Annotated in this window: 26 protein-coding genes and 1 tRNA gene; 17 read left to right on the top strand and 10 right to left on the bottom strand. The window is 62.5% G+C overall.

The window, feature by feature from the left end:
- Nucleotides 1-36 precede the first annotated feature (36 nt).
- The 4 genes from RIE53_13130 to RIE53_13115 are packed head-to-tail and all read left to right on the top strand — an operon-like array spanning nt 37 to nt 5,208.
- Entirely contained in the window at nt 37-915 is an 879-nt protein-coding gene (locus RIE53_13130) for a hypothetical protein (GenBank protein ID MEQ9105627.1), read from the top strand.
- Between the two features lie 20 nt (nt 916-935).
- The gene (moeB, locus tag RIE53_13125) at nt 936-2,132 is read left to right on the top strand and encodes a molybdopterin-synthase adenylyltransferase MoeB (GenBank protein MEQ9105626.1); all 1,197 of its coding nucleotides are present in this window, start codon (nt 936-938) and stop codon (nt 2,130-2,132) included.
- Nucleotides 2,132-4,378, top strand: a complete 2,247-nt coding sequence (locus RIE53_13120) for a DUF5916 domain-containing protein (GenBank protein MEQ9105625.1) — start codon at nt 2,132-2,134, stop codon at nt 4,376-4,378. Before moeB ends, RIE53_13120 begins: the two co-directional genes overlap by 1 nt.
- The gene (locus RIE53_13115) at nt 4,375-5,208 is read left to right on the top strand and encodes a hypothetical protein (GenBank protein MEQ9105624.1); all 834 of its coding nucleotides are present in this window, start codon (nt 4,375-4,377) and stop codon (nt 5,206-5,208) included. The genes RIE53_13120 and RIE53_13115 overlap by 4 nt, the downstream gene beginning before the upstream one ends.
- Here RIE53_13115 and RIE53_13110 read toward each other — a convergent pair.
- From RIE53_13110 to mreD, 3 genes are all read right to left on the bottom strand, one after another.
- Nucleotides 5,195-5,710 carry a pentapeptide repeat-containing protein gene (locus RIE53_13110; protein ID MEQ9105623.1) on the bottom strand — a complete coding sequence of 172 codons (516 nt, stop codon included), beginning with the start codon at nt 5,708-5,710 and terminating at the stop codon, nt 5,195-5,197. The two genes, RIE53_13115 and RIE53_13110, sit on opposite strands and share 14 nt — an antisense overlap.
- Nucleotides 5,711-5,734: 24 nt before the next feature.
- Nucleotides 5,735-5,807, bottom strand: a tRNA-Ala gene (locus tag RIE53_13105).
- Nucleotides 5,808-5,890: 83 nt separating this feature from the next.
- Nucleotides 5,891-6,394: a rod shape-determining protein MreD gene (gene mreD / locus RIE53_13100; GenBank protein ID MEQ9105622.1), complete on the bottom strand. Its 504-nt coding sequence runs from the start codon at nt 6,392-6,394 to the stop codon at nt 5,891-5,893.
- A gap of 107 nt (nt 6,395-6,501) precedes the next feature.
- Here mreD and RIE53_13095 point away from each other — a divergent pair, with 107 nt between their 5' ends.
- Nucleotides 6,502-6,807 carry a DUF3098 domain-containing protein gene (locus RIE53_13095; GenBank protein ID MEQ9105621.1) on the top strand — a complete coding sequence of 102 codons (306 nt, stop codon included), beginning with the start codon at nt 6,502-6,504 and terminating at the stop codon, nt 6,805-6,807.
- Here RIE53_13095 and RIE53_13090 read toward each other — a convergent pair.
- From RIE53_13090 to RIE53_13080, 3 genes are all read right to left on the bottom strand, one after another.
- Nucleotides 6,782-8,062 (bottom strand): DUF1343 domain-containing protein, encoded by a 1,281-nt coding sequence (locus RIE53_13090; GenBank protein ID MEQ9105620.1) that lies wholly within the window; start codon nt 8,060-8,062, stop codon nt 6,782-6,784. The genes RIE53_13095 and RIE53_13090 overlap by 26 nt on opposite strands.
- Entirely contained in the window at nt 8,046-8,477 is a 432-nt protein-coding gene (gene ndk / locus RIE53_13085) for a nucleoside-diphosphate kinase (GenBank protein MEQ9105619.1), read from the bottom strand. Before ndk ends, RIE53_13090 begins: the two co-directional genes overlap by 17 nt.
- Nucleotides 8,478-8,595: 118 nt before the next feature.
- Entirely contained in the window at nt 8,596-9,096 is a 501-nt protein-coding gene (locus tag RIE53_13080; GenBank protein ID MEQ9105618.1) for a hypothetical protein, read from the bottom strand.
- Nucleotides 9,097-9,121: 25 nt separating this feature from the next.
- On the opposite strand from RIE53_13080, the gene RIE53_13075 reads away from it, so the two are divergent.
- Entirely contained in the window at nt 9,122-10,387 is a 1,266-nt protein-coding gene (locus tag RIE53_13075; protein ID MEQ9105617.1) for an aminotransferase class V-fold PLP-dependent enzyme, read from the top strand.
- A gap of 11 nt (nt 10,388-10,398) precedes the next feature.
- On the opposite strand, the gene RIE53_13070 is transcribed toward RIE53_13075, so the two are convergent.
- The 3 genes from RIE53_13070 to RIE53_13060 are packed head-to-tail and all read right to left on the bottom strand — an operon-like array spanning nt 10,399 to nt 12,426.
- The gene (locus RIE53_13070) at nt 10,399-11,607 is read right to left on the bottom strand and encodes a SpoIIE family protein phosphatase (GenBank protein MEQ9105616.1); all 1,209 of its coding nucleotides are present in this window, start codon (nt 11,605-11,607) and stop codon (nt 10,399-10,401) included.
- Entirely contained in the window at nt 11,586-12,038 is a 453-nt protein-coding gene (locus RIE53_13065; GenBank protein ID MEQ9105615.1) for an ATP-binding protein, read from the bottom strand. Before RIE53_13065 ends, RIE53_13070 begins: the two co-directional genes overlap by 22 nt.
- A gap of 34 nt (nt 12,039-12,072) precedes the next feature.
- Nucleotides 12,073-12,426 (bottom strand): STAS domain-containing protein, encoded by a 354-nt coding sequence (locus RIE53_13060; GenBank protein ID MEQ9105614.1) that lies wholly within the window; start codon nt 12,424-12,426, stop codon nt 12,073-12,075.
- Between the two features lie 125 nt (nt 12,427-12,551).
- On the opposite strand from RIE53_13060, the gene RIE53_13055 reads away from it, so the two are divergent.
- From RIE53_13055 to glmS, 7 genes are all read left to right on the top strand, one after another.
- The gene (locus RIE53_13055) at nt 12,552-13,346 is read left to right on the top strand and encodes a phenylalanine--tRNA ligase beta subunit-related protein (protein ID MEQ9105613.1); all 795 of its coding nucleotides are present in this window, start codon (nt 12,552-12,554) and stop codon (nt 13,344-13,346) included.
- Nucleotides 13,343-13,999: an LPS export ABC transporter periplasmic protein LptC gene (lptC, locus tag RIE53_13050; protein MEQ9105612.1), complete on the top strand. Its 657-nt coding sequence runs from the start codon at nt 13,343-13,345 to the stop codon at nt 13,997-13,999. Before RIE53_13055 ends, lptC begins: the two co-directional genes overlap by 4 nt.
- Nucleotides 13,996-15,405, top strand: a complete 1,410-nt coding sequence (locus tag RIE53_13045) for an OstA-like protein (protein MEQ9105611.1) — start codon at nt 13,996-13,998, stop codon at nt 15,403-15,405. Before lptC ends, RIE53_13045 begins: the two co-directional genes overlap by 4 nt.
- A 273-nt stretch (nt 15,406-15,678) precedes the next feature.
- Nucleotides 15,679-16,410 (top strand): LPS export ABC transporter ATP-binding protein, encoded by a 732-nt coding sequence (gene lptB, locus RIE53_13040; protein MEQ9105610.1) that lies wholly within the window; start codon nt 15,679-15,681, stop codon nt 16,408-16,410.
- Nucleotides 16,407-17,678 carry a tyrosine--tRNA ligase gene (gene tyrS / locus RIE53_13035; GenBank protein ID MEQ9105609.1) on the top strand — a complete coding sequence of 424 codons (1,272 nt, stop codon included), beginning with the start codon at nt 16,407-16,409 and terminating at the stop codon, nt 17,676-17,678. Before lptB ends, tyrS begins: the two co-directional genes overlap by 4 nt.
- Before the next feature lie 2 nt (nt 17,679-17,680).
- On the top strand, nt 17,681-18,700 hold the full coding sequence (gene aroF / locus RIE53_13030) for a 3-deoxy-7-phosphoheptulonate synthase (protein MEQ9105608.1): 1,020 nt from the start codon (nt 17,681-17,683) through the stop codon (nt 18,698-18,700).
- A gap of 100 nt (nt 18,701-18,800) precedes the next feature.
- Nucleotides 18,801-20,621, top strand: a complete 1,821-nt coding sequence (gene glmS, locus RIE53_13025) for a glutamine--fructose-6-phosphate transaminase (isomerizing) (GenBank protein ID MEQ9105607.1) — start codon at nt 18,801-18,803, stop codon at nt 20,619-20,621.
- Between the two features lie 6 nt (nt 20,622-20,627).
- Here glmS and RIE53_13020 read toward each other — a convergent pair whose 3' ends face one another.
- On the bottom strand, nt 20,628-21,011 hold the full coding sequence (locus RIE53_13020) for a hypothetical protein (GenBank protein ID MEQ9105606.1): 384 nt from the start codon (nt 21,009-21,011) through the stop codon (nt 20,628-20,630).
- A gap of 229 nt (nt 21,012-21,240) precedes the next feature.
- Here RIE53_13020 and prfA point away from each other — a divergent pair, with 229 nt between their 5' ends.
- The 4 genes from prfA to rplI all read left to right on the top strand — a co-directional run bounded on the left by prfA (nt 21,241) and on the right by rplI (nt 23,585).
- The gene (gene prfA / locus RIE53_13015; GenBank protein ID MEQ9105605.1) at nt 21,241-22,317 is read left to right on the top strand and encodes a peptide chain release factor 1; all 1,077 of its coding nucleotides are present in this window, start codon (nt 21,241-21,243) and stop codon (nt 22,315-22,317) included.
- Nucleotides 22,318-22,485: 168 nt separating this feature from the next.
- Complete coding sequence (gene rpsF, locus RIE53_13010) at nt 22,486-22,884, top strand: 30S ribosomal protein S6 (GenBank protein ID MEQ9105604.1); 399 nt, start codon at nt 22,486-22,488, stop codon at nt 22,882-22,884.
- Between the two features lie 20 nt (nt 22,885-22,904).
- Nucleotides 22,905-23,111, top strand: a complete 207-nt coding sequence (gene rpsR, locus RIE53_13005; GenBank protein ID MEQ9105603.1) for a 30S ribosomal protein S18 — start codon at nt 22,905-22,907, stop codon at nt 23,109-23,111.
- A 21-nt stretch (nt 23,112-23,132) separates the two neighbouring features.
- A complete protein-coding gene (rplI, locus tag RIE53_13000; protein MEQ9105602.1) occupies nt 23,133-23,585 on the top strand; it encodes a 50S ribosomal protein L9 in 453 nt (150 codons plus the stop codon).
- Nucleotides 23,586-23,692: the final 107 nt, after the last annotated feature.

The following is a 23,692-nucleotide window of genomic DNA, read 5'->3' as shown; positions in this document are numbered from 1 at the left end:
TGTAAAGCATTCCCCGCAGATCAACCCGAATCCCCCGTGAATCACCGTCTACCCGCTTTCCGTCGTGGTCCCGCGCTGTTGACCCCGTTATTCCTCCTGCTGCTCGCATCGTGTGACGCCACGGCCATCAGCGGCCAGTTCCAGCGCATATTCGTGGAGCATCAGGGCACGACGCGGACGACGCATCTGTTCATTCCATCCAGTGTAACCGACCGGCCGAATGTGCCGCTGGTCCTCGCGTTCCATGGCGCCGGCGGCAGCGGTCCGCTGTTCCGCGACCAGATTGATCTGGACCGGCAAGCCCATGACGACGGATTCGTGGTGGCCTATCCGACGGCTACGGGCGTGAACTGGGCCGAGGGCTGCGGATGCATCCGCCCCGATCTGGACGGGGTGGATGACGTGGGATTTGCCGATGCGGTCATTGAAGCCGTGGCGGACGTGGTGGAAATTGACCGGAGTCGCATTTTCGCCATCGGGTACTCGCAGGGTGCCGTGTTCCTGCACCACCTGGCGTGCCAGCGTACGGCGACCTACGCCGGTTTTGCGTCGATTGCCGGGATGATGAACGGGCCGGTAGCGGCCTCGTGTCCGGCCGACGTGCCGGTGGACATGCTGCTGGTGCATGGTTCGGAGGACACGGTGTTGCCGTTCGACGGGCAGGAGGCCGGCTCTTCCTCGCTGCTGTCGGTGCCGGCGACCATGCTGGCGTGGCGCGACAACAACGGATGCAGCGCGGGTGCCGACCGGACCACGGAGAAGATCGGGGATTTTGACGTGGACGCACGACGGTATGAAACGTGTGAGGAAGGCACGCGGGTGCGTCTGTTCGAACTCCTTGGACACGGACATTCCTGGCCGTCCGGGATCGAGTCGGAGATAGCCGGGTTCTTCGGACTGACCCGGACTGACTGAATGACTGATTTTCCCGCCCCATGCTGACGCCCACCCTCACCACCGCCCAGAAAGAGCGATACAGCAGGCACCTGCTGCTTCCGGGGTTCGGGGCGGAGGGCCAACGTCGGCTGCTGGATGCGCGCGTCCTCGTGATTGGCGCCGGTGGGCTGGGTGCGCCGGTGTCCCTGTATCTGGCCGCGGCCGGCGTCGGCTGCCTGGGCCTGGTCGACCACGATCGGGTGGATGCGGGCAATCTGCAGCGCCAGGTCCTGTTCGGGACGGCGGATGTGGGTCGAAAGAAGGTGGCGGCTGCGGCGGAGCGGTTGCGCGGGTTGAATCCGGACGTGACCGTCGTGGAACACGATACCTGGCTGACCGCCGCGAACGCCGAGGCGCTGATTTCGCAGTACGATCTGGTGGTGGACGGCACGGACAATTTTGCCACGCGCTACCTGGTGAACGACGTGTGCGTATGGACCGGACGCCCGAACGTCTATGCGTCCATCTACCGTTTCGATGGTCAGGTCTCCATTTTCGGGGCGCCCGGCGGGCCGTGTTACCGGTGCGTGTTTCCGGAGCCGCCCCCGCCGGGCGCGGTGCCCTCGTGCGCCGAGGCGGGGGTGCTGGGGGTGCTGCCGGGGGTTCTGGGCAGCCTGCAGGCGGCCGAAGCATTGAAGTGGCTGACGGGGACCGGGGAACCCTTGGTGGGCCGGCTCTTGCTGGCCGATGTAGGGTCCGGGCGTTTCCGTACACTTTCCGTGGACCCCGATCCGGATTGCGCCGTATGTGGGCAGCATCCGACCATCACGGAGCCCGTGGATTACGATGCGTTTTGCGCGTCGGCTGCCACGCAGGAATCATCACCCACACCAGAGCCCTCACCCACCGGGGAATCCATGTTTTTTTCGCCCTCCGTACCTGAAATGACCGTCCGGGAATTGCACGCCAAGCAGGCGGCCGCGGACGACTTCCTGCTCCTGGATGTCCGAAATCCCGAAGAATTGGAGATCGCCGATCTGGACGGGACCCTCATTCCGATGGGCGAACTGACGGCCCGGATGGAGGAACTTGAGCCCTGGCGGGAAAAGGACGTGGTGGTGATGTGCCGCTCCGGTGCCCGTTCGGCACAGGTGGTGGCGTATCTGCGCCAGCAGGGATTCGGGAAAGCGGTCAACCTGAAGGGGGGCATCCTGGCCTGGTCCCGGGAGATTGACCCATCCGTGGCGACGTACTGATGCGGCGGCTGAAGGCGATGAGGGGATGGGCGGTATTCACGGGCGTGTTGGTTGGCCTGTTGATCGGCATGGAGCCGGGTGTCAGGCCCGTGGCGGCCCAGGATCAGGGTGCGCTTCCGCTGGTCCGATTGAGTGGACCGGTGGAATTGGATGGCCGCTCCGATGAACCGGCATGGGCTGACGTGGCGCCGCTCCCGTTGTCCATGTACGCGCCCATTTTCGGCGGCGAACTTACAGAGCGCACCGAAATCCGGGTGGCCTACGACCGGACCCACCTCTACGTCGCGGGACGGATGTACGACTCGGATCCTTCAGGCATCCGGGCGAACTCGCTCTACCGCGACCGCTACAGCGGGGACGACACGTTCGCCATCCTGCTGGACACCTTCAACGACAACCAGAATGCCCTCTGGTTCTACACCACTCCGCTCGGCGTACGGATGGATATGGCCGTCTCCAACGACGCGGAAGGCGGTGGTGGCGGCTCCTCCATGGGGGCCATCAACAACTCCTGGAATACGTTCTGGGATGTGGCGACGTCCCGGACGGACGAGGGTTGGTTCGCAGAAATGCGGATTCCGTTTTCCAGTCTGGGATTCCAGGCGGACGGCGACCGGGTGGAAATGGGGATGTCGGCCTACCGGTACATTGCCCGGAAAGGGGAGCGACATACGTTTCCGGCCATTCCGCCGGACTGGGAGCGGGGGTTTGCCAAACCCTCGCAGGCCCGGACCGTCGTGCTGACCGACGTGGAGTCCAGCCGCCCCGTCTATATTACCCCCTACGTGGCAGCCGGTGCGGACTGGACCCCGGCGCTGGAAGGCGGAGAGTGGTCCACGGAATCCGGGTTCGAGCGGCAGGCCGGTGTGGACATCAAATACAACCTGACGAGCAACCTCACCATCGACGTCACGCTGAACACCGACTTCGCCCAGGTCGAGGCCGACAACCAGCAAGTCAACCTGACGCGATTCTCCCTGTTCTTCCCCGAGAAGCGGCAGTTCTTCCAGGAGCGCTCGAGTGTGTTTGATTTTTCGTTCGGTCGGAATGACCGCTTGTTCCACAGCCGGAACATCGGACTCATCGGGGGGGAGACGGTGCAGATCCTGGGTGGTGGCCGCCTGGTGGGCCGCGTGGGCCTGTGGGACATTGGCGTCATCAACATGCAGACGGTGGGCGAAACGGCCATTCCGGCAGAGAACTTCGGCGTCGTCCGCGCCAAACGGCGTGTATTGAACGAACAGTCGCATGCGGGCTTGATGATGACCTCCCGCCTGGGTGACGACGGGTCGTGGAATGTGGCCTATGGCGTGGATGGCCTGCTGAGCCTGGGCGACGAAAAATACCTGGATCTGAAGTGGACCCAGTCCTTCGAGGACGCGTCATCCACGGCATTTGCGGACGCCGGACTCGGCCTCGTGGAACTCATCCGTCGTGGCAACATCGGATTCACCTACAAAGCCTCGGTTGTGTATGCCGGGAAGGCCTACAACCCGGGCATCGGGTTCATTTCGCGCAACAACTATGTGAAAATGAACCTGGACGGCCAGTACGGCTGGCGACCAGGCGATGCCTCCGTCCTGCGTAATCACGATGGCTCGGTTTTCGGCGACGTGTACGTGCGCAACGACGACGGGACCGTGGAATCGGCTCGTGTGGGCAGTTCCTGGGACATGGATTTCAAGAGCAGTGCGAGTGCACGGGCTTCGGTGAATGTGCTGTACGAGGATGTGCTCGAGCCCGTATCGTTTCCCCAGGGAACGTCCGTGCCTGCCGGGTCCTATACCTACGTGGAGGGACAGGCGCGCTGGGAAATGCCGGATGGCGCCCTGCTTCGTGGTCAGATCGAATTGCGGGGCGGATCCTTTTTTGACGGACGGCGGCTGGGCGCGGAGCTTTCCCCGACGTGGAACCTGAACCGGCATCTGGAACTGGCCGGAACGTACTCGTATACCCGTCTGGAATTCCCGGACCGGGACCAGACCGCCAATGTGCATCTGGTGGGTGCGCGTTCCCAGATCGGGTTCAATACGCGTGTATCCTTGAATGCCTTCATCCAGTACAACACGGCGGCCGACCTCATTGCGGCCAACGTACGGTTCCGCTACAACGTCCGGGAAGGAAACGATCTCTGGATTGTCTACAACGAAAACCTGAACGCGGACCGGTTCCGTGAAACGCCCGCACTTCCGGTGTCGGGCGGCCGGAATGTCCTCCTGAAGTACACCTATACGTTCATCTCATGATGTTGAAAGCCCTCTTACGGAATCGATTTGCCGGTTTTCTCCCGGCCGCTTTTTTACCGACCGTGTTGTTCGCGATGGCGGTCCTTGTGCTTGCCGCGTGCACGCCCTCGCCCGATGCCTCCGTCGACGTCCAGTCCGGACGGGATGTCCTGGCCGCCATGCATGCCGAACACGCATCGGATTGGTACCGGACCATGACGTTCGTACAAACCACCATCCAGCACCGGCCCGATGGCACGGCCGATACGACCCTGTGGTACGAGGCCATGGACTTGCCGGGCCGGCTTCGGATTGACATCGGTTCGCCGGACAGCGGGAACAGCTGGATTTTCCGCAACGATTCCATCTACGTGTTTGCCGGTGGCTCCGTGGTGAATGCCGGCCCGACGCTGCATCCGTTGTTGCTGCTCGGTTTCGATGTGTATCACCAGGATCTGGAGGAGACGGCCTCCCGCATGGATACCCTGGGATTCGACCTGGACGTCGTCCACACGGCCGAGTGGCAGGGACGACCGGCATGGGTGGTTGGCGCTGCCGAGGGGGACCTGGAGCGCAACCAGTTCTGGATTGACCAGGAGCGCCGTGTATTCGTGCGCCTCATCCAGAAACAGGGGCCGCTGACCCAGGAAATCCTGTTCAACAAGTACGAGCCGTTGGCCGGCGGGTGGGTGGCCCCCGAGGTGCTCTTCCACGTGGATTCCACGCTTACGTTGGAGGAGTACTACGCCGAAATGCGCGCGGACGTGACGCTGCCCGACGGATTCTTTGACCCGGCCACCGCCATGACGGCGCCGCATTGGTTCTCGTCAGACGGGGTCAGCGAGCGGTAATCGGGAGGATGGCGCCGTCCGTGAGTGCGTCGCCCAGATCGCACTGATCGATGATGGCTCCCGAGAGATCGGCGCCTGTGAGGATGGTTTCGCTCAGGAGCGTCCGCCGAAGGGTGGCCCCGTTCATCCGGGTATTGAACAGGATGGCTTCGGTCAGGCGTGCATCCGTCAGGTTGACCCCGGACAGGTCGGCGAAGGTGCAGATGGCGTAACTCAGGTCCGCTTCGGTGAGGTCGGCGTCGACCAGGGTGGCCCGTGACAGGTCCGTGCCCGTGAGGTTGGCGGCTGTGAGGTCGGCCCGGTCCAATTGCGCGCCTTCCATTTCGGCGACCGTGAAGAAGGTGCCCCGGAGGTTGGCACCGCGGAGATCGGCATCCATGAAGACGCGGCCCGTGAAATCGGCTCCGGACAGATCGGGGGTGACAGCGGGGTTCTGCTCCCGCCAGGCATTCCAGGCCGGAATTCCCGCGTTCAGGATGTCGAGGTGCTCGGGATGTGCCACGGGATCCTCAGAAGGCCTGGGTTGTGGAGCTAAGCGGGTTCGAACCGCTGACCTCTTGAATGCCATTCAAGCGCTCTACCAACTGAGCTATAGCCCCAAGACCGGTAAAATAGGTTCGTTTCAGTACGTCGTGCAACCCACGGCACGCCGCTGGGTTCGCCTCCACCGTCAATTCATACGTCACCGGGTGCCAAACAGGGTCGCGAGCGTGCCGACGAACGCGGTATAAAGGGCCGATCCGAGCCAGAGCCCCGCTACCAGGAACGTATTCCGGACGCCCGCCTGCAAGGCCAACATGATCACGAACAGTCCATTGTGGATGACCGCGATGACCAGTCCCCCGAGGAACGCCTGCCGCGGCAGGATGACCAGCGACTCCCGCTCGGAGGCGGGATACAGCCCGGCCAGGAAGCCCATGAGGGTCTTCAACAGCATGTGCATGCCCCATGTCCCATAGATGGCGTCAAGCAGGAAACCGCCCAGGAATCCACTGGTCGTTCCCCACATCCGCCCGTACCGGAGCCCGACCCACGCCACGTACAACAGGACGACATCCGGGTAGGCACCCCACAATGTGATGCGTCCCAATACGAACCACTGTACCAGGATGGTGGCCAGTCCCAGGACGATGACACGGACGAAGGTGGACACAGGATGCGTGGTTTCGGTGGTTGGTGGATGCACGCCGGACGGCGTGCGGCGATGGCCCAAATGTACGGCCTTACGGCGGACCGTGTCATCGTCGCACGTCCGGAAAGGAACCTGGATCCGCGCGGTCAGTTTTCCGGGCCATGGCGAAATCCCCGAAAGATCAGTCTTCCGCCCGACGGAGTCGGCGCTCGCAGGGCAAGCGCACCCGCGGCGTGATGGTATTCACGCGCCAGAACTACGTCCTCCTGCTGCTCGGCATTGCCCTCATTGTGGTCGGATACGTGGTCATGCGGATGGAGAACGAGGTGGACGGCTTCCTGTCGCTTTACGTGGCACCGCTCCTGATCCTGGGCGGCTACCTTGAAATCATTTACGCCATTCTGAAGCGCCCGCCGGCACCTGACGCCGCTCCGTCCGCTGTCAATACAGCAGATACGAACGCCTGAGCGTCTCGAACGCCCGGACTTCATCGGCCCATTCCGCCATGATGGCTTCGGGGGATGCACCCGAACGCAACGCCGTTTCCAGTCGCCGGGTACCCGACAGCCGGGCCATGCCTGAACTCCGGATGATGGATTCGCGCGTCGAATCCGGCGCCGTTTGGATCATGGACGTCAAAAGCCGGATGCCCACTTCCAGCGGTCGTACGGTTGATGCATCGGTCACGTCCATGCGAATCGCACGAATGGCCTCGTCCTGCCACTTCGGATGCGTCGAGGCCCCCGGAATGCTGCGCGGTGTGATGTCCAGAGTGTCCACGGTCAGTCCCGGCAGACGGATGGCGTCGGCGACGGCCGGTGCGTCCATCCAGGGGGCGCCGATGGTCAGGAACGGCAGGTCCGTACCGCGCCCTTCACTGGCCGTCGTGGCTTCGACCAGACAGGTGCCGGCATAGACCAGGGCGGCATCGAATGTCGGCAGGTTCGGGCTGGGAGCGATCCAATCGAGGCCCGTTCCGGGCCAGAGCATGGATCGCTCCCAGCCCTGCATGGTAACCACGGTCAGGTCCAGGGAATCCACGCCCGGAAGCCATCCTTCATCGCGGATCATGGTCGCCAGTTCGCCGATCGTGAGACCGTGCTGGACAGGAATGGGGAACTGCCCGACGAACGACTCGAATTCCGGCTCGCGGACGTAGCCATCCACCCGCAGCCCGCCGAGCGGGTTCGGGCGGTCCAGCACCATGAACGGCACTCCGTGCTCGGCGGCCGCCTGCATGGACAGCCCCATCGTGGAGATGTACGTATAGAAGCGGGCGCCCACGTCCTGCATGTCGAAAATGAGCAGGTCCACATGCTCGAGCATCTCGGCCGTTGGAGCCCGGTGCTCCCCGTACAGGCTGTAGATGGGGGCACCGGTCTCTGGATCACGGGCATCGCCCACGACCTCGCCCGCATCCGCATCGCCGCGGATGCCGTGTTCCGGCCCGAACAGGGCCGTGATTTCCACGTCCGGCATGGCGGCGAGCGCATCGATCACATGACCGTTGGCCGTTCGGGATGTGTGGTTGACAATGAGCCCTACCCGCCGGCCCGCAAGCGGATTGCGGCTGTCCGAAACAAGAACGTCGGCCCCCGTTTGCACGGGGACCGACGTTTCGACAGTCAGGGAGCCCTGGCGGGCATCCTCGGTGGAGGTGCCGCATGCGGCGAGCAGAAGGAGAGGAAGGACGACGAGTCCGGCCTCAGCCCTTGTTCGCAACGATCTCCATTTCGGGGAAGAAATAATTCGATTCCAGGCGGCCGTTCTCGACCGAATCCGATCCGTGTACAATGTTCTGCCCTTTGTTGTCCGCAAAATCACGGCGGATGGTGCCCTCGGCCGCCTCGGCCGGGTCCGTCGCGCCAATCAGTGTACGATAATCGGCAACGGCGTTTTCTTTTTCCAGTACGATCGGGACGCACGGGCCGCTGGACATGAATTCCGTCAACTCCGGAAAGAACGGGCGGCCCCGATGGACTTCGTAGAAGCCTTCGGCCTGCGTCTGGGTGAGCTGCACCATTTTCAGGGCGCGCACGGTGAATCCGGCTTCCTGGATGCGGCGGATGATTTCACCGATGAGGTTCTTGCGGACACCGTCCGGCTTGATGATGGCGAGTGTGCGTTCGATGGCCATGGGAAATGGGGTTCGTTGGATTGGAGCGGGCATATACGCCCGAACGCGGCGCAGGCCCGTGACTTCCGTGGAAAAACGTGTGAATCAACAGCCGTCCAGGGCTTAGTGTTGATACGGCCTAATCCTCGGTCAGCGCTGAAATGGTCATGCTGGCCACGTATTCCGATTCACGGGTCTGGATGCCGGCGAGCGGATAGGGAGTCAGGCCCATGAACCGGATGCCGAGGTCTTCGAACTGGATGGTGTCCGCGGACAGGAACGGCTGGGCGACCCGGCCCGGCATCGTAGCCAGGACCTGGTATTCGGCGTCATCCAGGCTGTTTGAAACGATGAGCAGGATATCGGCCTGCCCGGGGTGGATGCAATCCACGTTGGACGGGCATCGGCTGTCCCCGACGATCAATCGGAACTGGACGAACTTGTTCGTGCCTTCAATGGCCACGGTATCGCCTACCCGGAATTCGAACATGCTGTCCGGTTGCACCGTGAAGCTCTGGGGCTCGTCCCTCCGTTCCCCGGGCAGCGGGTCCAGCGGGAATTCGCGGCATCCGCCCAGCGCCAGCACGACCACGAACAGGGCCGCGCGCGGAGGGAGCGATCGGAATGAGCGGAGAATCATGAGTACGTGCCGTGTGCGAAGAACCATGAGCAGACGTAGCGTGGAACCCTATATACGGATGGGGCGCATCACGGTGCACGCCAGCGGAGCAGGACGGTCGAAGTCCGGTCCCGGATGGTACGGGAACGGCCGTGAATTGTACCTTCAGCGGATGGACACACCACCCGGACAGACCCGTATGGATTGGAACGCATTCAGGGAGCGCTTCCCGGCCTTGGAGGGCACGGCCTATTTGAACACGGCCGGTGGCGGGGCGCTGTCCCGGGAGGCAGCCGCGGCCGGGATGGCGTACTACACCGAGCATCTGGAGGAAGGCGATGCGGCCTGGTCCCGGTGGCTGGCACGGGTGGAGTCCGTGCGCGCCCGGACCGCCCGGGCTTTCGGCGCGGAGGCCGAGGACGTGTCGTTCCTGCAGAACGCATCGTTGGGGCTGAATGTGGTGGCCCGCAGTTTTCCGTCCGGCACCCGGGTCGTGGTGCTGGAGAACGAGTTTCCGTCGTGTACCACGCCGTTCATGGCGGCGGGCCACGTGCTGCATCGCATGCCGGTTCCGGCGAGCGGCAAGGTAACCGCGGAAGACCTGGACCGGCACCTGACGAGCGATCACACCCTCTTCGTCATCAGCAGCGTCCAGTATGCGACGGGGTTCCGGGCCGATCTGAAGGCGCTTTCAGCGGTGTGCCGGAGCAAGGGGGTCGGATTTGTGGTCGATGCCACGCAGTCCGTGGGAGCCTTTCCGGTGCGGTTGGACGCAGACGGCGTGGACTACCTGGTGTTCAGCGGATACAAGTGGGCGACGGCCGGATACGGCATTGCCGTGCTGTTGACGTCCCGCGGAGCTCCGGGTCGGGAGGGGCTTCCACCGCTGACGGGGTGGCGGTCGGCCAAGCGGGCCTATGACCTGGAAAATGACCGGATGGATTTCTGGCCCACGGGGATCGGGCATGAGATGGGGCATCCCTTGTTTCCGGGCATTTTTACGTTCGGGGCCGCGTTGGACGTGCTGGAGCGCGCCGGAATCCAGGCCATCGGCGATCGGATCCTGTCCCTGTCCGGCCATCTGGTGGATGCGCTCCGAATCGAAGGGTATACCATACGATCGCGTACATCGACGAATGAACGCTCCGGGATCGTGCTGGTGGATGCGTCGGATCCGCACGCGCTCACGTCCCGGTTGGCGCAGCGGAACGTATTCGTTTCTCCGCGGGGCGGGGGACTGCGCGCATCGGTCCATGCCTACAATTCGGAGGAGGACGTGGACCGCTTCATGGCCGGATTGCGTGCCGGCTGACCGCGGGGTTGTCAGACCGTGTCCGTGGCGGCGTTTTCTCCGAAGGGAGAAAACCACCGGGGAGCAGCGTGTTCGCGTTCCTTGTCCTTGTCCTTGTCCTTGTCCTTCGCAGCCAGCCGTTCCAGCCAGAAGATGAGCAGGTCATCGCTGTATTCCGGAGCCGCACTGTCCTCCAGCACGTTGGACACCAGCTTTTTCATGGGCTCGGGTGTGCCCCAGGCCTTCTGCATGGCCTCAACCAGGCCTGCTTCGCCCAGTTGGTTGCCGGAGGCCATCTGTTGTTCGACGAGGCCATCGGTATAGGCCAGGAAGCCGGATCCGGGCGAAACGATAAGCGATGTGTCGCGGAATTCCGCGTCCGGATTCAGTCCAAGCACCATGTCCGAATACTCGACGATCTCGGCACCTTTCGACGATACGGTCACGGGGCGGCAGTGTCCGCCGTTGGCATACGTGACCAGATTCCGGGCCGGCTCCCAGCGGATGAACAGGAGGGAGGCGAATGTGTCTTCCATGGGCGGATCGTCCACAAGCATCTGGTTCACCCGCGTCATGATCTCGGCCGGTGAGTTGGACGTCCGGAGCAGGGCATGCACCGTGCTGCGGATGTATCCCAAGAAACTGAAGGCGTAGAACTTGGCCTGGAGGCCCTTGCCCATGACGTCTCCGACGGTAATGAAGTAGACGCCCGGCTTGATCTCCGTCCAGTCAAAAATATCTCCGCCACCGTGTTCTTTCGGGGCGTTGTGGAAATCCAGGCGCCAGCCATCCACCACGGGAAGTTTCTTGGGCATGAGCTTCTGCGAGAAGTCCTGTCCGATCTTCGCGTCAAGCTGCGTCTGGAAGTGCGACGTACGGGCCAGCAGCCGGTCCACGCGGGACAGCAACTGATCGATGTCGAAGGGTTTCGTGATGTAGTCGTCCACACCCGTCCGGCGGCCTTTCAGGCGGCTCTGCTCATCGGCCTTGGCCGTGAGGAAGATGAACGGGATGACACTGGTTTCCCGGCGCTCCTGCATGGCAGCCTGCAGGGCGAAGCCATCCATCTTCGGCATCATGATGTCCGAGATGACGAGGCTGGGGAGTTCCTCGGCAATGCGTTCCATGGCTTCTTCGCCATTGGATGCGGTGCGCACCTTGAACTGTTTCCCGAGGCGGTACTCCAGCAGACGGCGCAGGGTGTGCTCGTCTTCTACGACTAGAATGGAATGTTCAGCCATGGATCCTTTTCTCCTGATACGGTGAACTCCAGTTTCTGTCGACCGTCATCCAGACGGGAGTAGCGGAAGTACTCGGTCGCAGCGTCGAGCATGAGGAGGCCCATTCCACGCTCCGGAAAGGGCTCGAGGGCCTCCTGACGGACCACCAGCTCCTCCAGGAGCGGAAATCCGAGGGAATTGTCTTCAATCACACAGCGTACCCGCCGACCATTGGGAATGATATCGAGCGTAACGCGCGGCTCACGATCGCCGAATTCCGCGTGTTGCACGATGTTGGCGACCCATTCGTGGAGGGCCAGTTTCATGAGTTCCACGGTGTCGGAATCGAGATGCGACAAGAGCGCGCCTTCGGATTCCCACGCGTCGAACAGCTCATGAAGGTCATCCACGATGCGGTCCAGTTTTCGGAAGTGCGTCTTGGTGACTTCCATGGCGGGATACGGGTTGTCTCGGTGGGATGCTTGCTCAGCGGACGGCTTCGCGGGCCGCGTCGACCGTCGGGAACTGGCGGAACACCTTGTAGGTGCGCGTCAGCTGTACGACGACCTGGACAGGGCGCGATACCGAAGCGAATACCACCTGGCCGCTCATGGGCGATACCTGGCGATAAAGGCTGAAAATGGATCCCAATCCGGTGGAATCGAGAATGCCGGTGTCGGTGAAATCAAGAATGAAATTCCGGACGCCGGACCGAACCTGCTCCTGCGCCGCAGCCTTGAAATCGGCGGCGTTGCGGAAGTCGAGGGCCTTCCCGATCCTGATGACGACCGTGTCGTGTGTGACAGGTTCGATGGAGAAGCTCATTGTTGTAGCTTGCATGACCGTAATGGTGCAGATCGTGGACGTTCGTTGTGATCTGGTTATCGGCGGCCGACCACCAAACTAAAATCATCCTGGCGTCCCTTTTCTGGCGCGATCCCTGAATATACACCCTCCCCTCCAGAATGATCGAGATACACCACAGAGGTCCTGAATCGCTGCTTTTGGGGGCCGTCGCTGCGGACGGAGTCCGCGCGACGGCCCCGCATTCCGCCCTGGAGGAACGCTTGGAGACCCTGCTCCAACAGCGGCGCTCCCCGCTCGACGCGGCGGACGATGCGTTCCGCATGCGCGTCCGGGATGTATTCCGGAACGGGCGCTACAAGCCCACCGGCCGCGGGAAGCCGGCGAGCGAGTACCTGCTCCGGACCGCTGAGGAGGGCACGTTTCCCCGGATCAATACGCTTGTGGACATCTGCAACGCGGTCAGCCTGGCCCACGTCGTGCCCATTTCCATCCTGGACCTGGACCGGGCGGCGGGCTTGACTTCAATTGCGGATTCCGGTGCAGCCATGCCCGCTCCCTTGTCTGTGATGGTCCGTCTGGGCGCGCCCGGGGAGTCGTATGTGTTCAACAGCGCCGGACAGGAAATCGACCTGGAAGACCTGATTGCAGGCTGCGTGGGTGACGTGCCGGTGGTGAATGCCGTGAAGGACAGCATGGCCACCAAGACCACCCCGGATACCCGACGGGTATTGGCACTCCTGTACGCGCCGGCTGGCCCAAGCGAAGCATCCCTCACCAACCCCGCCAACCCCACCGATATCGTCAATCCCCACCCGGAACGCCTCCGCCTGGAGGCCGCCTGCACCGAATTCGCGCGGTTGCTCGAAGGCACCTGTGAGGGCGCCCGGGCGACGTGGGCGATTCTGGCACCGGACGGGACCGGGCGCCCCTCACCCGCGTATCTGTCGCCATGAATCCACGAATCCATCCATTTCATGCATTGCAGGTCAGATCGCGGGCTCGCTTTTTGACCCGGTTGCCTGCCGGAATACGGCCCGGATTCAGGTCTGTTGTCCTGGCCGTATTCCTTGTCGCGGTGGTGGCCGGTTGTACCCGCCATGAGTCGGCCGTCACGGTCGATTCCGCGCTCGCTGCAGTGGGCCCGGACCAGGAGTCCTGGGCGCCCGACATGTGGGTGAGTGAGCACGGCATACCCCGATTGCACATGGTGGCCGATCACATGGCCCGTTACGAATCCCCGGACAGCACATGGATGGTCCTGACCGCCTCCCCGGATTCCGTACGCCGGGTCGAAGTCACCTTGTTCAATGAGGCCGGCGAGTCCACGGCCGTGGTACAGGCCAATGAAGTCACCTGGTACGAAGCCGAGAAGCGGTTCACGGCCCGGGGCGATGTACAGGTGGAGACCACGCAAGGTCGGAATCTGTGGAGCGAACACCTGGACTGGAACGAGGCCACCCAGCGGGTCGGCACCCCGGGTTTTGCCACCATCCGGACACCCACGCAGACCATCCGGGGGTGGGGCCTGGATGCGGACGAGAACCTGGAAGATCTGCACATGAGCCGCGTCAGCGGAACGGTCATTCCCGAGGAAGGAACGCCGTGAGGTCGGGCCAACATACCATCAGGAAGACCGGTTCGGGTGGGCCGTCTGCCGGCCTGTTGGCCTGTATGACGGTATTTCTGTTGGCCATGATGGCCGGGACCGCGGAGGCCCGGCAGGTAGACACCCCGGCCGAAGAGGTGGACATCTCGGCCGACTCGCTGTCGTTCCGCCGGATCGGGGGGTTGGAAATCGTGGACATGATCCGGGCGCGTCTGACCCAGGGCGACACGTCGCTCCGGTCTGATTTTGCCACCGATGAGGGAAACGGATTCGTCACCTTCCGGGGAAACGTGGTCATCACCGAGCCGGGAGACACGGTCCGGGCCGACCATATCCGGTACGAGAAGGCGACCAAGATCGGGGTTGCCCGGGGGAACGTGCGTGTTTCCGACGGTGAGGTCGCTTTGACGGCCCCGTCCGGACGCTGGTATTCGCGGGAAAAGCAGACCCACTTCGAGGAGGGCGTGCGGTTCGCCGACAGCCTCTCGGTCCTCACCGCCGAGCGGGGCGTCTATCACACCGAACTGGAACGGGCGGATTTTGCAGGTACCATCCGCCTGCAGCGGGAGGATACCGATCTCTGGGCCGATTCGGTCCGGTACGAACGGACGACGCAGGAGTCGTGGGCGACGGGACGCGTGGCCGTGGTCACGCGTGACTCCACGGGGGCCGAGACCGCGCGTGTGTTCGGGGATGCCGTCTATCGCCACGAAACGGCCGATTCCACGGTCATTGAGGGCCGCGTGTTCGTGGGGCGGTTCGATGACGCGACTACCGATACATTGTTCGTGACCTCCCGGCGGGCGTGGCTGAAGGGGGACTTCATGGCGGCCATGGACTCGGTTGTGGTCTCGGCGCCGGGGCGGGCGCTCCGCGGCGACTCGCTCGCAGCCGGCGACGGGTGGAGCCGGATCCACGGCGACGTGCGGACCTGGCTGCAGTCCACCCAGGTGACCGCGGACAGCATGGCCGTGATCGAGCAGGCGCACGCATCGGTCGACTCGGTGTTTGCCTGGGGAAGCGTTTTTGTCGCCCGGGAAGACTCGGCGACGGGGCGCATCAATCAAATGAAGGCCGGTCGACTGGCCGCCGGTGTGGCCTCCGATTCGCTCACTTCGCTCTACATGACGCCGAACGCTGAGGTCCTGCTGTACCTCGTGGAGGAGGATACCGGTCGCGAATTGGCGTTCAGTGCGAGCGCCGATGCCGTCAAAACAGGATTTGCCGGCGGGGAGCCGGAGCGGCTGGTGTTCACCGGACAGACGGCCGGGACCGAATACACACGTAACTTGTTCAACCGACTGACGGATCTTGCGGGCTATATTTGGATTCCCGGCGACCGCCCGGACCGGACCCTCCTGACGGCCCGGTTCCATGCCTTGTCGGCCGAGCGAACAGGCTACTGACCCACCACCATGGCACTTTCTGAAATCGAACAGGCCCTGACCCACTTCAAGGAGGGTACGCCGGAAGCCGCCATCGGTATCCTGGAGCAGGTCACGCGGGACGTGCCGACGTTCGTGTTGGCCCATGTCCTGCTGGCACAGGCCTGTGAAGCGGTGGGTCGTGAGGAGGATGCGGCATCGGCGTGGCGGAGTGCCCACCGGATGATCCGGGATGGATCTGTCGTGGCGACGGACGACCCGGCAGCCTCGCCGGCGGCCGTCCGGCCGGATGCGTTGACGCTGTCGGCGACGGGTCTGGTGAAGCGGTACCGGAAACGGACCGTGGTCAACGAGGTGGAACTGACAGTCCGGGAAGGGGAAATCGTGGGCCTTTTGGGCCCCAACGGCGCCGGGAAGACCACCACCTTCCACATGATGGTGGGACTGGTGAAACCGGACCACGGCACGGTCCGGCTCGGGGCGGATCCGATTACGCACCTTCCCATGTACGAACGGGCCCGACGAGGCATTGGCTACCTTGCCCAGGAAGCCTCCATTTTTTCGCAACTCACGGTAGAACAGAATCTGGAGGCGGTCCTGGAGTACCAGGACCTGTCCCGGCAAGAGCGCGCGCGCCGGGTGGATGAACTCATCGGGGAATTCGGGTTGGAACAGGTCCGACGCTCCATGGGCTACATGCTTTCGGGCGGCGAGCGTCGGCGGACCGAGATTGCGCGGGCGCTGGCCATCCGTCCCCGGTTCTTCCTGCTGGATGAACCTTTCGCGGGGGTGGATCCTATTGCGGTCGAGGACATCCAATCCATCGTGAAAGGGTTGAGGGCCAAGGGGATCGGCGTCCTCATCACCGATCACAACGTACACGAGACGCTCGCCATCACCGACCGGGCCTATCTGCTGTACGAGGGCAAGATCCTGAAACAGGGATCGGCCGAGATGCTCGCATCGGACCCGGAAGTGCGCCGGCGCTATCTGGGAGAGAAGTTTACGCTTGAACGTTACATATGATATACGAAGAGTTTGAATGGCGCGGCCTGTTGTACGACAGCACGCCGGAGTTGAAGGATCTATTTGCTTCCGGACCGCAGACCGCTTACATCGGTTTCGATCCGACGGCATCGAGCCTGCACGTGGGTTCGTTGTTGCCCATCATGAGCCTGGCCCGCTTGCAGCGGTTCGGGCACCATCCCATTGCACTCGTGGGCGGTGGGACCGGTCTGATCGGCGATCCGAGTGGGAAAACGGCCGAGCGGCAGTTGCAGTCGGCCGAACAGGTCGCGGAGAACCTGGCCGGTATCCAGCGCCAGTTGGAGCCATTCCTGGATTTCAAGGCCACGGACAACCCGGCCCGCATGGTCAACAACCTGGATTGGCTGGGCTCCCTCGGGCTGATAGACTTCCTGCGCGACGTGGGCAAGTACTTCACGGTCAACTACATGCTGGCCAAGGAGTCCGTCAAGCGCCGCATTGAGTCGGAAGACGGCATTTCGTACACCGAGTTCACGTACATGATGCTGCAGGCATACGACTTCCTGGAACTCAGCGACCGGTATGGATGCCATGTGCAGATGGGCGGGTCGGACCAGTGGGGCAACATCATTGCCGGCACGGACCTCATCCGCCGCGCCCGGAGCCGGCGCGCGCACGGCCTGGTGTTTCCGCTGGTCACGAACGCGGCCGGAACAAAGTTCGGCAAGACCGAAGCGGGTACCATCTGGTTGGACCCCTTGCGCACGAGTCCCTACCGATTTTATCAGTTCTGGCTGAATGCGGACGACCGGGATGTCGTGCCGTACCTGAAGTACTTCACGTGGCTCAGCCGCGAGGAGATTGCCGCGTTGGAGAAGACGCACGAGGCCGACCCCGGGCGCCGGGAAGCCCACCGCGTGCTGGCCCGTGAGGTCACAGCGTTGGTCCATGGGCCGACCGAACTGGCGAATGCGGAGAAGGCATCGGAGGTCCTGTTCGGAGGCGCGCTCGACGATGTGAGCGTGGACAGTCTGCGGGACATCTTCGAGGATGTACCCTCGACCACGCTTGGCAGGACCGTTCTCGAAGGAGAGGGCCTCGGAGTCCTGGACCTGTTCTCGGATACCGGACTTGCGGCGTCGAAAGGCGAGGCCCGGCGGCTGGTCCGGTCGGGCGGTGCGTTTGTCAACAACGCGCGTGTGGCCGATGAAAATGACCGTGTTGGCGTCGAAGCGCTGATTGAAGGGTCGTTGCTCGTGCTCCGCAAGGGCAAACGGAATTATCACCTTGTCCACGTGGAGGGCTGATCATGGTTGTAGTCATGGAGCGCGGCGCGCGCGAAGACCAGATTGAAGCCGTCATCGCCCGGCTGAATGACTTCGGATTCGACGTCCACCGGTCCAGCGGGAGTCAGCAGACGGTGCTCGGGGCCATCGGCGTGAAGCCGGACTTCGATCGCCGCCATATCCAGCTGTTGGACGGGGTGTCCGAAGTCCATCGGGTCACGGAGCCGTACAAATTCGCAAGCCGGTCCTGGAGCCGTGAGAACACCGTCGTGACGTTGCCACATGCCGCCATCGGGGGCCCGGATCTGGTGGTCATGGCCGGCCCGTGCAGCGTCGAATCGGAGGAACAGATCCACGAATCCGCGCGGATAGTAGCGCAGGCGGGTGCGCGGATGCTGCGTGGCGGGGCGTTCAAGCCGCGCTCCTCTCCCTATGCGTTCCAGGGTCACGGCGAGCCCGGGCTCCGGTGGATGCGCGACGCCGCCACCGCGAACGGCCTGGACGTCATCACGGAGGTCATGGATGCGTCGCAGGTCGAATTGGTTGCCCGGTATGCGGACGTGCTGCAGATCGGCGCCCGGAACATGCAGAATCATACCCTGCTGCGGGCCGTCGGCCAGTCCGGCCGTCCGGTCCTGCTGAAGCGCGGGTTGTCGGCGACCATCGAGGAATGGCTCATGAGCGCTGAATACATCCTGGCTGCCGACAACCCGCACGTCATCCTGTGCGAACGGGGCATCCGGACCTTCGAGACGGCCACCCGGAACACGTTGGACCTGTCCGCGGTGCCGGTGGTCAAGTCGAAGAGCCACCTCCCGATCGTAGTCGACCCCAGTCACGGGATCGGTATCCGGAACAAGGTGGAACCGATGGCGCTTGCAGCGGTGGCGGCCGGCGCCGATGGACTCATGATTGAAATGCACCCCGACCCGCCGGCCGCTCTTTCCGACGGTCCCCAGTCCCTCTTCCCTGAGCAATTCAATACGCTCATGGAGCGCGTCCGGGCGGTTGCCCTGGCGGTTTCACGCAGTGTTCCAGCGTGAGCGACAGGCGGGAAGGATAGCGTGTTGAAACACAGGACCAACCATCCGAGTCAGCCGGAGTAATGATTCACCTGCAGCCTGATAATACAAGCGGAATCCCATGTGTGGAATAGTCGGATACATCGGGCAGCGCCAGGCCGCTGAAATCCTGGTCAATGGATTGAAACGATTGGAATACCGCGGATATGATTCCGCGGGCATTGCCATCGTCAATGGAGCCCTCGAGGTCCGGAAGAAGCTGGGCAAGGTGGCCGTGCTCGAGGCGTCTGTCGATGGTGGCATGGCCGGGACGCTCGGCATTGGGCACACCCGCTGGGCCACGCACGGATTCCCCAGCGATATCAACGCCCACCCTCACGTCAGCACGGATGGCTCGTTTGCCCTGGTGCATAACGGCATCATCGAGAACTACGCCACGCTGCGCACGTCGCTCACGGAAAAAGGGTATGTCTTCCACAGTCAGACCGACACCGAGGTCCTGGTCCGCCTGGTGGAGGACGTGCACAAATTGACCGGCCTGGCGCTCGACGAATCCCTGCGCCAGGCGCTGACCCAGGTGGTGGGTACGTACGGGATTGCCATGGTCACGGCTACCGATGACAATGTCCTGATTGCCGCCCGGAAAGGGAGTCCGCTCATCATCGGCGTGGGGGATGACGAGTACTTCCTGGGGTCGGACGCCGCGCCCATCGTGGAGTATACCCGGAGTGTCGTATACCTGAATGACGGCGAGATGGTGGTCATCCGGCGCAACGGGTTCGAGGTGCGCACCATCGACAACAAGACCCTGAACAAGGAAATCCACGAGTTGGAGTGGGATCTGGAAGAGATCGAGAAGGGCGGCTACCCCCATTTCATGCTCAAGGAAATCATGGAGCAGCCCCGCTCACTTGAGGATTGCATGCGGGGACGCGTGGGAACGGATGTCGTGCTGGGGGGACTGATTGACGTCATGGAGGGACTCCGCGGCGCGAAACGCATTGTGATTGCTGCGTGTGGCACGTCCTGGCATGCGGCGCTCGTCGGGGAATACCTGATTGAAGGGTTGGCCCGGATTCCCGTGGAAGTGGAGTATGCGAGCGAATTCCGGTACCGGAATCCCATCATGTCGGAAGGCGATATCCTCCTGGTCATTTCCCAGTCCGGAGAAACAGCCGATACGTTGGCCGCTGTTCGGGAGGCCCAGTCCCGGGATGTCCCGGTGTACGGTATCTGCAACACCGTAGGGTCGACCATCGCGCGTGAAACCGATGCGGGGGTCTATCTGCACGCAGGACCCGAGATCGGCGTTGCCTCCACGAAGGCGTTCACCGCCCAAGTCACCGTCCTGACCATGCTCGCGCTCGCCCTGTCGAAGGACCGGACGCTGTCGGATGAGGACTTCTCGGCGTATCTGAAGGAACTGCAGGCCATACCGAGCAAGATCAAGACCTTCCTGGAATCGGATACGGGCATCGAAGAGTTGGCGCGCATCTACCGGTACGCATCCAACTTCCTGTATCTGGGCCGCGGATTCAATTTCCCGGTGGCCCTGGAAGGTGCCTTGAAGCTCAAGGAAATCTCCTATATCCACGCGGAGGGCTATCCGGCCGCCGAGATGAAGCACGGGCCGATCGCATTGATTGACCGGTTCATGCCGGTGGTGTTCATCGCGCTGCGGGACAGTACCTACGACAAAGTGGTGTCGAATATCCAGGAGGTGGTGGCGCGGGACGGATCGGTCATTGCCATCACGGACGATGAAAACACGGAATTGGATGAGATGTGCGAATACGTCATCCGGATTCCGAAAACCCTGGAATTCCTGAGTCCGTTGCTCACGGTCATTCCGCTGCAGTTGTTGTCCTACCACATTGCCGTCCTGCGGGGTTGTGATGTGGACCAGCCACGGAATCTGGCCAAGAGCGTAACGGTGGAGTAGGCGCTGTCAGGGGCGCATGCCGGCGACTTTCTGGACCGGCTCCAGCACGGCTATCGGCTTCTTCTTCGCATCGTAGGTGATTTCGATGTCGAACGCCGCATACATCCCCGGACTGATGGCGTATTCGCGCGTCGCATCGAATACCAGGTACGGCTGGCGATCGTGGATCCACCAGTAGTTGTCCATGGCTTGGGCTGCTTCCTGCAGGGCCATCGACAGGACGTGCTCATCGGACATGCCGCTCTTGCGGAAGTCCTCCACGTCGATGGCCACGGGGCGGGTGGCCAGGCCATCCATGACCCAGTAGACCATGAAACACATGAGGAACCACATGACAATGCCGCGCACGGTGTGCGACGTGGTAATCCTGTGGTACGGGGATGCGAGCATGAGGGGTTGGGTATTCTCGTTCGATCACACCTTCCGCCAAAAGTGTGCCAAGCTCCGTCCGGCCCGTCCAGCGGGCTGTCCCGGGTGATTTGCGGCCATCCGTGTGGGTCCGAGCCGATTCCCGGACCAGTTCGGGTCTCACTTTGCGAAGCCCGTGTGCCCGCCGGGATCGCTTGAACCAATACCCGGAATCCGCGTACACGCGCCCCCATCCATCCTCTTCGCATCCATGATCAAAACCGAGCTGCTCGACGGTATCCGACGTCGGTACGATGACGTCACGCGCCAGATGGCCCAACCGGAAGTGGCCACGGATCCCCGGAAAATGGCGGTGTTGGGCCGGGAGCACACGTCCCTTCGGGGGATGATCGAAATCGTGGATGCCTACCAGGGCATGCTCACGGAAGCGGCGGACCTGAGGGAGATGCTGGAGGCGGACGATTCGGGCGAGTTGGGAGAAATGGCCGAGGCCGAGTTGGAGGAATTGGAGGAGCGCTTGCCGGGTGTCGAGGAAGAATTGCGCCTCATGCTCATTCCGAAGGATCCGGAGGACTCCAAGAATGCCATCGTCGAGATCCGGGCCGGAACCGGGGGCGACGAAGCCGCACTGTTTGCCGGCGACCTGTTCCGGTTGTACTCCCGCTTCGCTGAGTTGAAAGGCTGGACGGTGGAGATCATGGAAGCATCGGAAGGCACGAAGGGGGGGTACAAGGAAATCATCCTGGCCCTGGCCGGACCTGAAGTGTTCGGCACCATGAAGTACGAGAGCGGTGTGCACCGGGTCCAGCGTGTGCCGGCCACGGAATCGAGCGGTCGCATCCACACGTCGGCGGCCACGGTTGCCGTGTTGCCCGAGGCCGAGGAGGTGGACATCGAGTTGCACGCAAACGATGTGAAAGTGGATGTATACCGGTCCAGTGGACCCGGCGGTCAGAGCGTGAACACGACGGATTCCGCCGTCCGGTTGACCCATATTCCGACGGGCCTGGTTGTGACCTGCCAGGATGAGAAGAGCCAGTTGAAGAACAAGGACAAGGCCATGCGCGTGTTGCGCTCACGCCTGTACGAACTCGAACTGGCCAAACGGAATGCCGAACGCACCGAGGCCCGGCGCAGCATGGTCTCCACGGGGGATCGGTCGGCCAAGATCCGTACCTACAATTGGCCGCAAGGGCGCGTGACGGACCACCGGCTTGAGGGGGACGACAAGAACCACGCCCTGGAGAAGGTCATGGACGGAGATCTGGGTGGCATCATCCGGGCGCTTCGCGTGGCGGAGAATGCCGATCGGTTGTCTGCGCTGTAGGTCGGTCCTGCCTGTATGCCCGCGCTGTAACGTGCAATTTGGGTTAAGGACTGGATATCTGTCCGGATCGTCGTATTTTGCTGGTCTGTGCATAGTGCACAGACGACAAAGTCCCTGCTCCCTGCTGACGGCAGGGGGCTGTGTCAATCCATCATCCAAAGGGATTCCATGGCTACGAAAAACACGTACGAGTTGACCTATATCGTCAACTCCGTCATCAGTGATGACCAGGTCAAGGACCTCGTCACACGCGTGACAGAATACATCTCCGACGCAGGAGGAGAAATCCTTGAAATGGACGAGTGGGGCAGTCGCCGACTGGCCTATCCCATCCAGAAGAAGCGGAACGGGTATTACGTCAACATGCATTTCCGCTCCATCGCACCGCTCATCCAGCGGCTCGAGCGGGCGCTTGAAATCGACGACAACATCCTCCGGTACATGACGCTGCGGCTCGACGCCAAGATGCTGCGTCATTTCGAGGCCAACCGCGGTCGCAAGGCTGCGGACCTCGCCAAGGAGGCCGCCGATGCCCAAGCGGTTGCCGACGACGAAGACGACGACTGAAACCCAATCCCCATACGCACATGTCTACCAACACCAATTTCAAGGAGCCGGAGTACGTCGACTACAAGGATGTCGAAATGCTCAAGCGTTATTTGAACGAGCAAGGCAAGATCCTGCCCCGCCGCATAACGAATGCTTCCGCCAAGTTCCAGCGCCAGCTCACGCGTGCCGTGAAGCGGGCCCGCCACATGGCGCTCATTCCGTTCGTTACCGACTCGCTCAAGTAAGACAGATCAAGGAATACGGTCATGCAAGTAATTCTACTCCAAGACGTCGAAAACCTGGGCGAGAAGGGCGACATCGTCGCTGTGAAGCCCGGTTATGGACGCAATTTCCTCCTCCCTCGCGGGTTGGCACTGCAGGCCACGCCGTCGGTCGTCAAGTCCGTCACGGAAGAACGTCGTCAGCAGTCCCGCAAGCTCAGCAAGAAGAAAGAGGACGCACAGAACCTGGCCAAGGAGCTGGGCAAGATCGAAGTCGTTGTCTTCGCCAAGGTGGGCGAGGAGAACCGCATTTTCGGCAGTGTCACCACGACCAATATTGCTGACGGCCTGGCTGCCCAGGGTGTCACCGTGGACCGTCGCAACATCCATGTCGAGGACGATATCAAGGTCCTTGGCGTGTATACCGCGACCGTCAAACTGCATCCCGAAGTGGAAGCAGAGGTCAAAGTCCGCGTGGAGCCTGAAGTCGCCGCCTGACCGGCTGGCTTTTCTGGCAACATTTCAAAGGGGATGGACGTTTTCCGCGTCCATCCCCTTTTTTTATTCCCTCGATTCGCCGCCCTTGAACGCCTCGCCATCCAGAG

This window comes from Rhodothermales bacterium (assembly GCA_040221055.1).
Taxonomy (GTDB): domain Bacteria; phylum Bacteroidota; class Rhodothermia; order Rhodothermales; family UBA10348; genus 1-14-0-65-60-17.
Note: the sequence above shows the minus strand (reverse complement) of the source record. Positions and strands in the feature narration are given on the sequence as shown.

What these genes read in the sequence shown, in the direction of transcription:
- ndk (MEQ9105619.1), bottom strand. Translation starts at nt 8,477, where the DNA reads ATGGCCATCGAACGCACACTCGCCATCATCAAGCCGGACGGTGTCCGC.
- RIE53_13095 (MEQ9105621.1), top strand. Translation starts at nt 6,502, where the DNA reads ATGGCGAAATCCCCGAAAGATCAGTCTTCCGCCCGACGGAGTCGGCGC.
- tyrS (MEQ9105609.1), top strand. Translation starts at nt 16,407, where the DNA reads ATGATATACGAAGAGTTTGAATGGCGCGGCCTGTTGTACGACAGCACG.
- RIE53_13065 (MEQ9105615.1), bottom strand. Translation starts at nt 12,038, where the DNA reads ATGGAAGTCACCAAGACGCACTTCCGAAAACTGGACCGCATCGTGGAT.
- rpsF (MEQ9105604.1), top strand. Translation starts at nt 22,486, where the DNA reads ATGGCTACGAAAAACACGTACGAGTTGACCTATATCGTCAACTCCGTC.
- RIE53_13075 (MEQ9105617.1), top strand. Translation starts at nt 9,122, where the DNA reads ATGAGCAGACGTAGCGTGGAACCCTATATACGGATGGGGCGCATCACG.
- aroF (MEQ9105608.1), top strand. Translation starts at nt 17,681, where the DNA reads ATGGTTGTAGTCATGGAGCGCGGCGCGCGCGAAGACCAGATTGAAGCC.
- moeB (MEQ9105626.1), top strand. Translation starts at nt 936, where the DNA reads ATGCTGACGCCCACCCTCACCACCGCCCAGAAAGAGCGATACAGCAGG.
- RIE53_13115 (MEQ9105624.1), top strand. Translation starts at nt 4,375, where the DNA reads ATGATGTTGAAAGCCCTCTTACGGAATCGATTTGCCGGTTTTCTCCCG.
- RIE53_13055 (MEQ9105613.1), top strand. Translation starts at nt 12,552, where the DNA reads ATGATCGAGATACACCACAGAGGTCCTGAATCGCTGCTTTTGGGGGCC.
- rplI (MEQ9105602.1), top strand. Translation starts at nt 23,133, where the DNA reads ATGCAAGTAATTCTACTCCAAGACGTCGAAAACCTGGGCGAGAAGGGC.
- RIE53_13020 (MEQ9105606.1), bottom strand. Translation starts at nt 21,011, where the DNA reads ATGCTCGCATCCCCGTACCACAGGATTACCACGTCGCACACCGTGCGC.
- RIE53_13080 (MEQ9105618.1), bottom strand. Translation starts at nt 9,096, where the DNA reads ATGATTCTCCGCTCATTCCGATCGCTCCCTCCGCGCGCGGCCCTGTTC.
- prfA (MEQ9105605.1), top strand. Translation starts at nt 21,241, where the DNA reads ATGATCAAAACCGAGCTGCTCGACGGTATCCGACGTCGGTACGATGAC.
- glmS (MEQ9105607.1), top strand. Translation starts at nt 18,801, where the DNA reads ATGTGTGGAATAGTCGGATACATCGGGCAGCGCCAGGCCGCTGAAATC.
- rpsR (MEQ9105603.1), top strand. Translation starts at nt 22,905, where the DNA reads ATGTCTACCAACACCAATTTCAAGGAGCCGGAGTACGTCGACTACAAG.
- RIE53_13070 (MEQ9105616.1), bottom strand. Translation starts at nt 11,607, where the DNA reads ATGGCTGAACATTCCATTCTAGTCGTAGAAGACGAGCACACCCTGCGC.
- RIE53_13120 (MEQ9105625.1), top strand. Translation starts at nt 2,132, where the DNA reads ATGCGGCGGCTGAAGGCGATGAGGGGATGGGCGGTATTCACGGGCGTG.
- lptC (MEQ9105612.1), top strand. Translation starts at nt 13,343, where the DNA reads ATGAATCCACGAATCCATCCATTTCATGCATTGCAGGTCAGATCGCGG.
- RIE53_13060 (MEQ9105614.1), bottom strand. Translation starts at nt 12,426, where the DNA reads ATGCAAGCTACAACAATGAGCTTCTCCATCGAACCTGTCACACACGAC.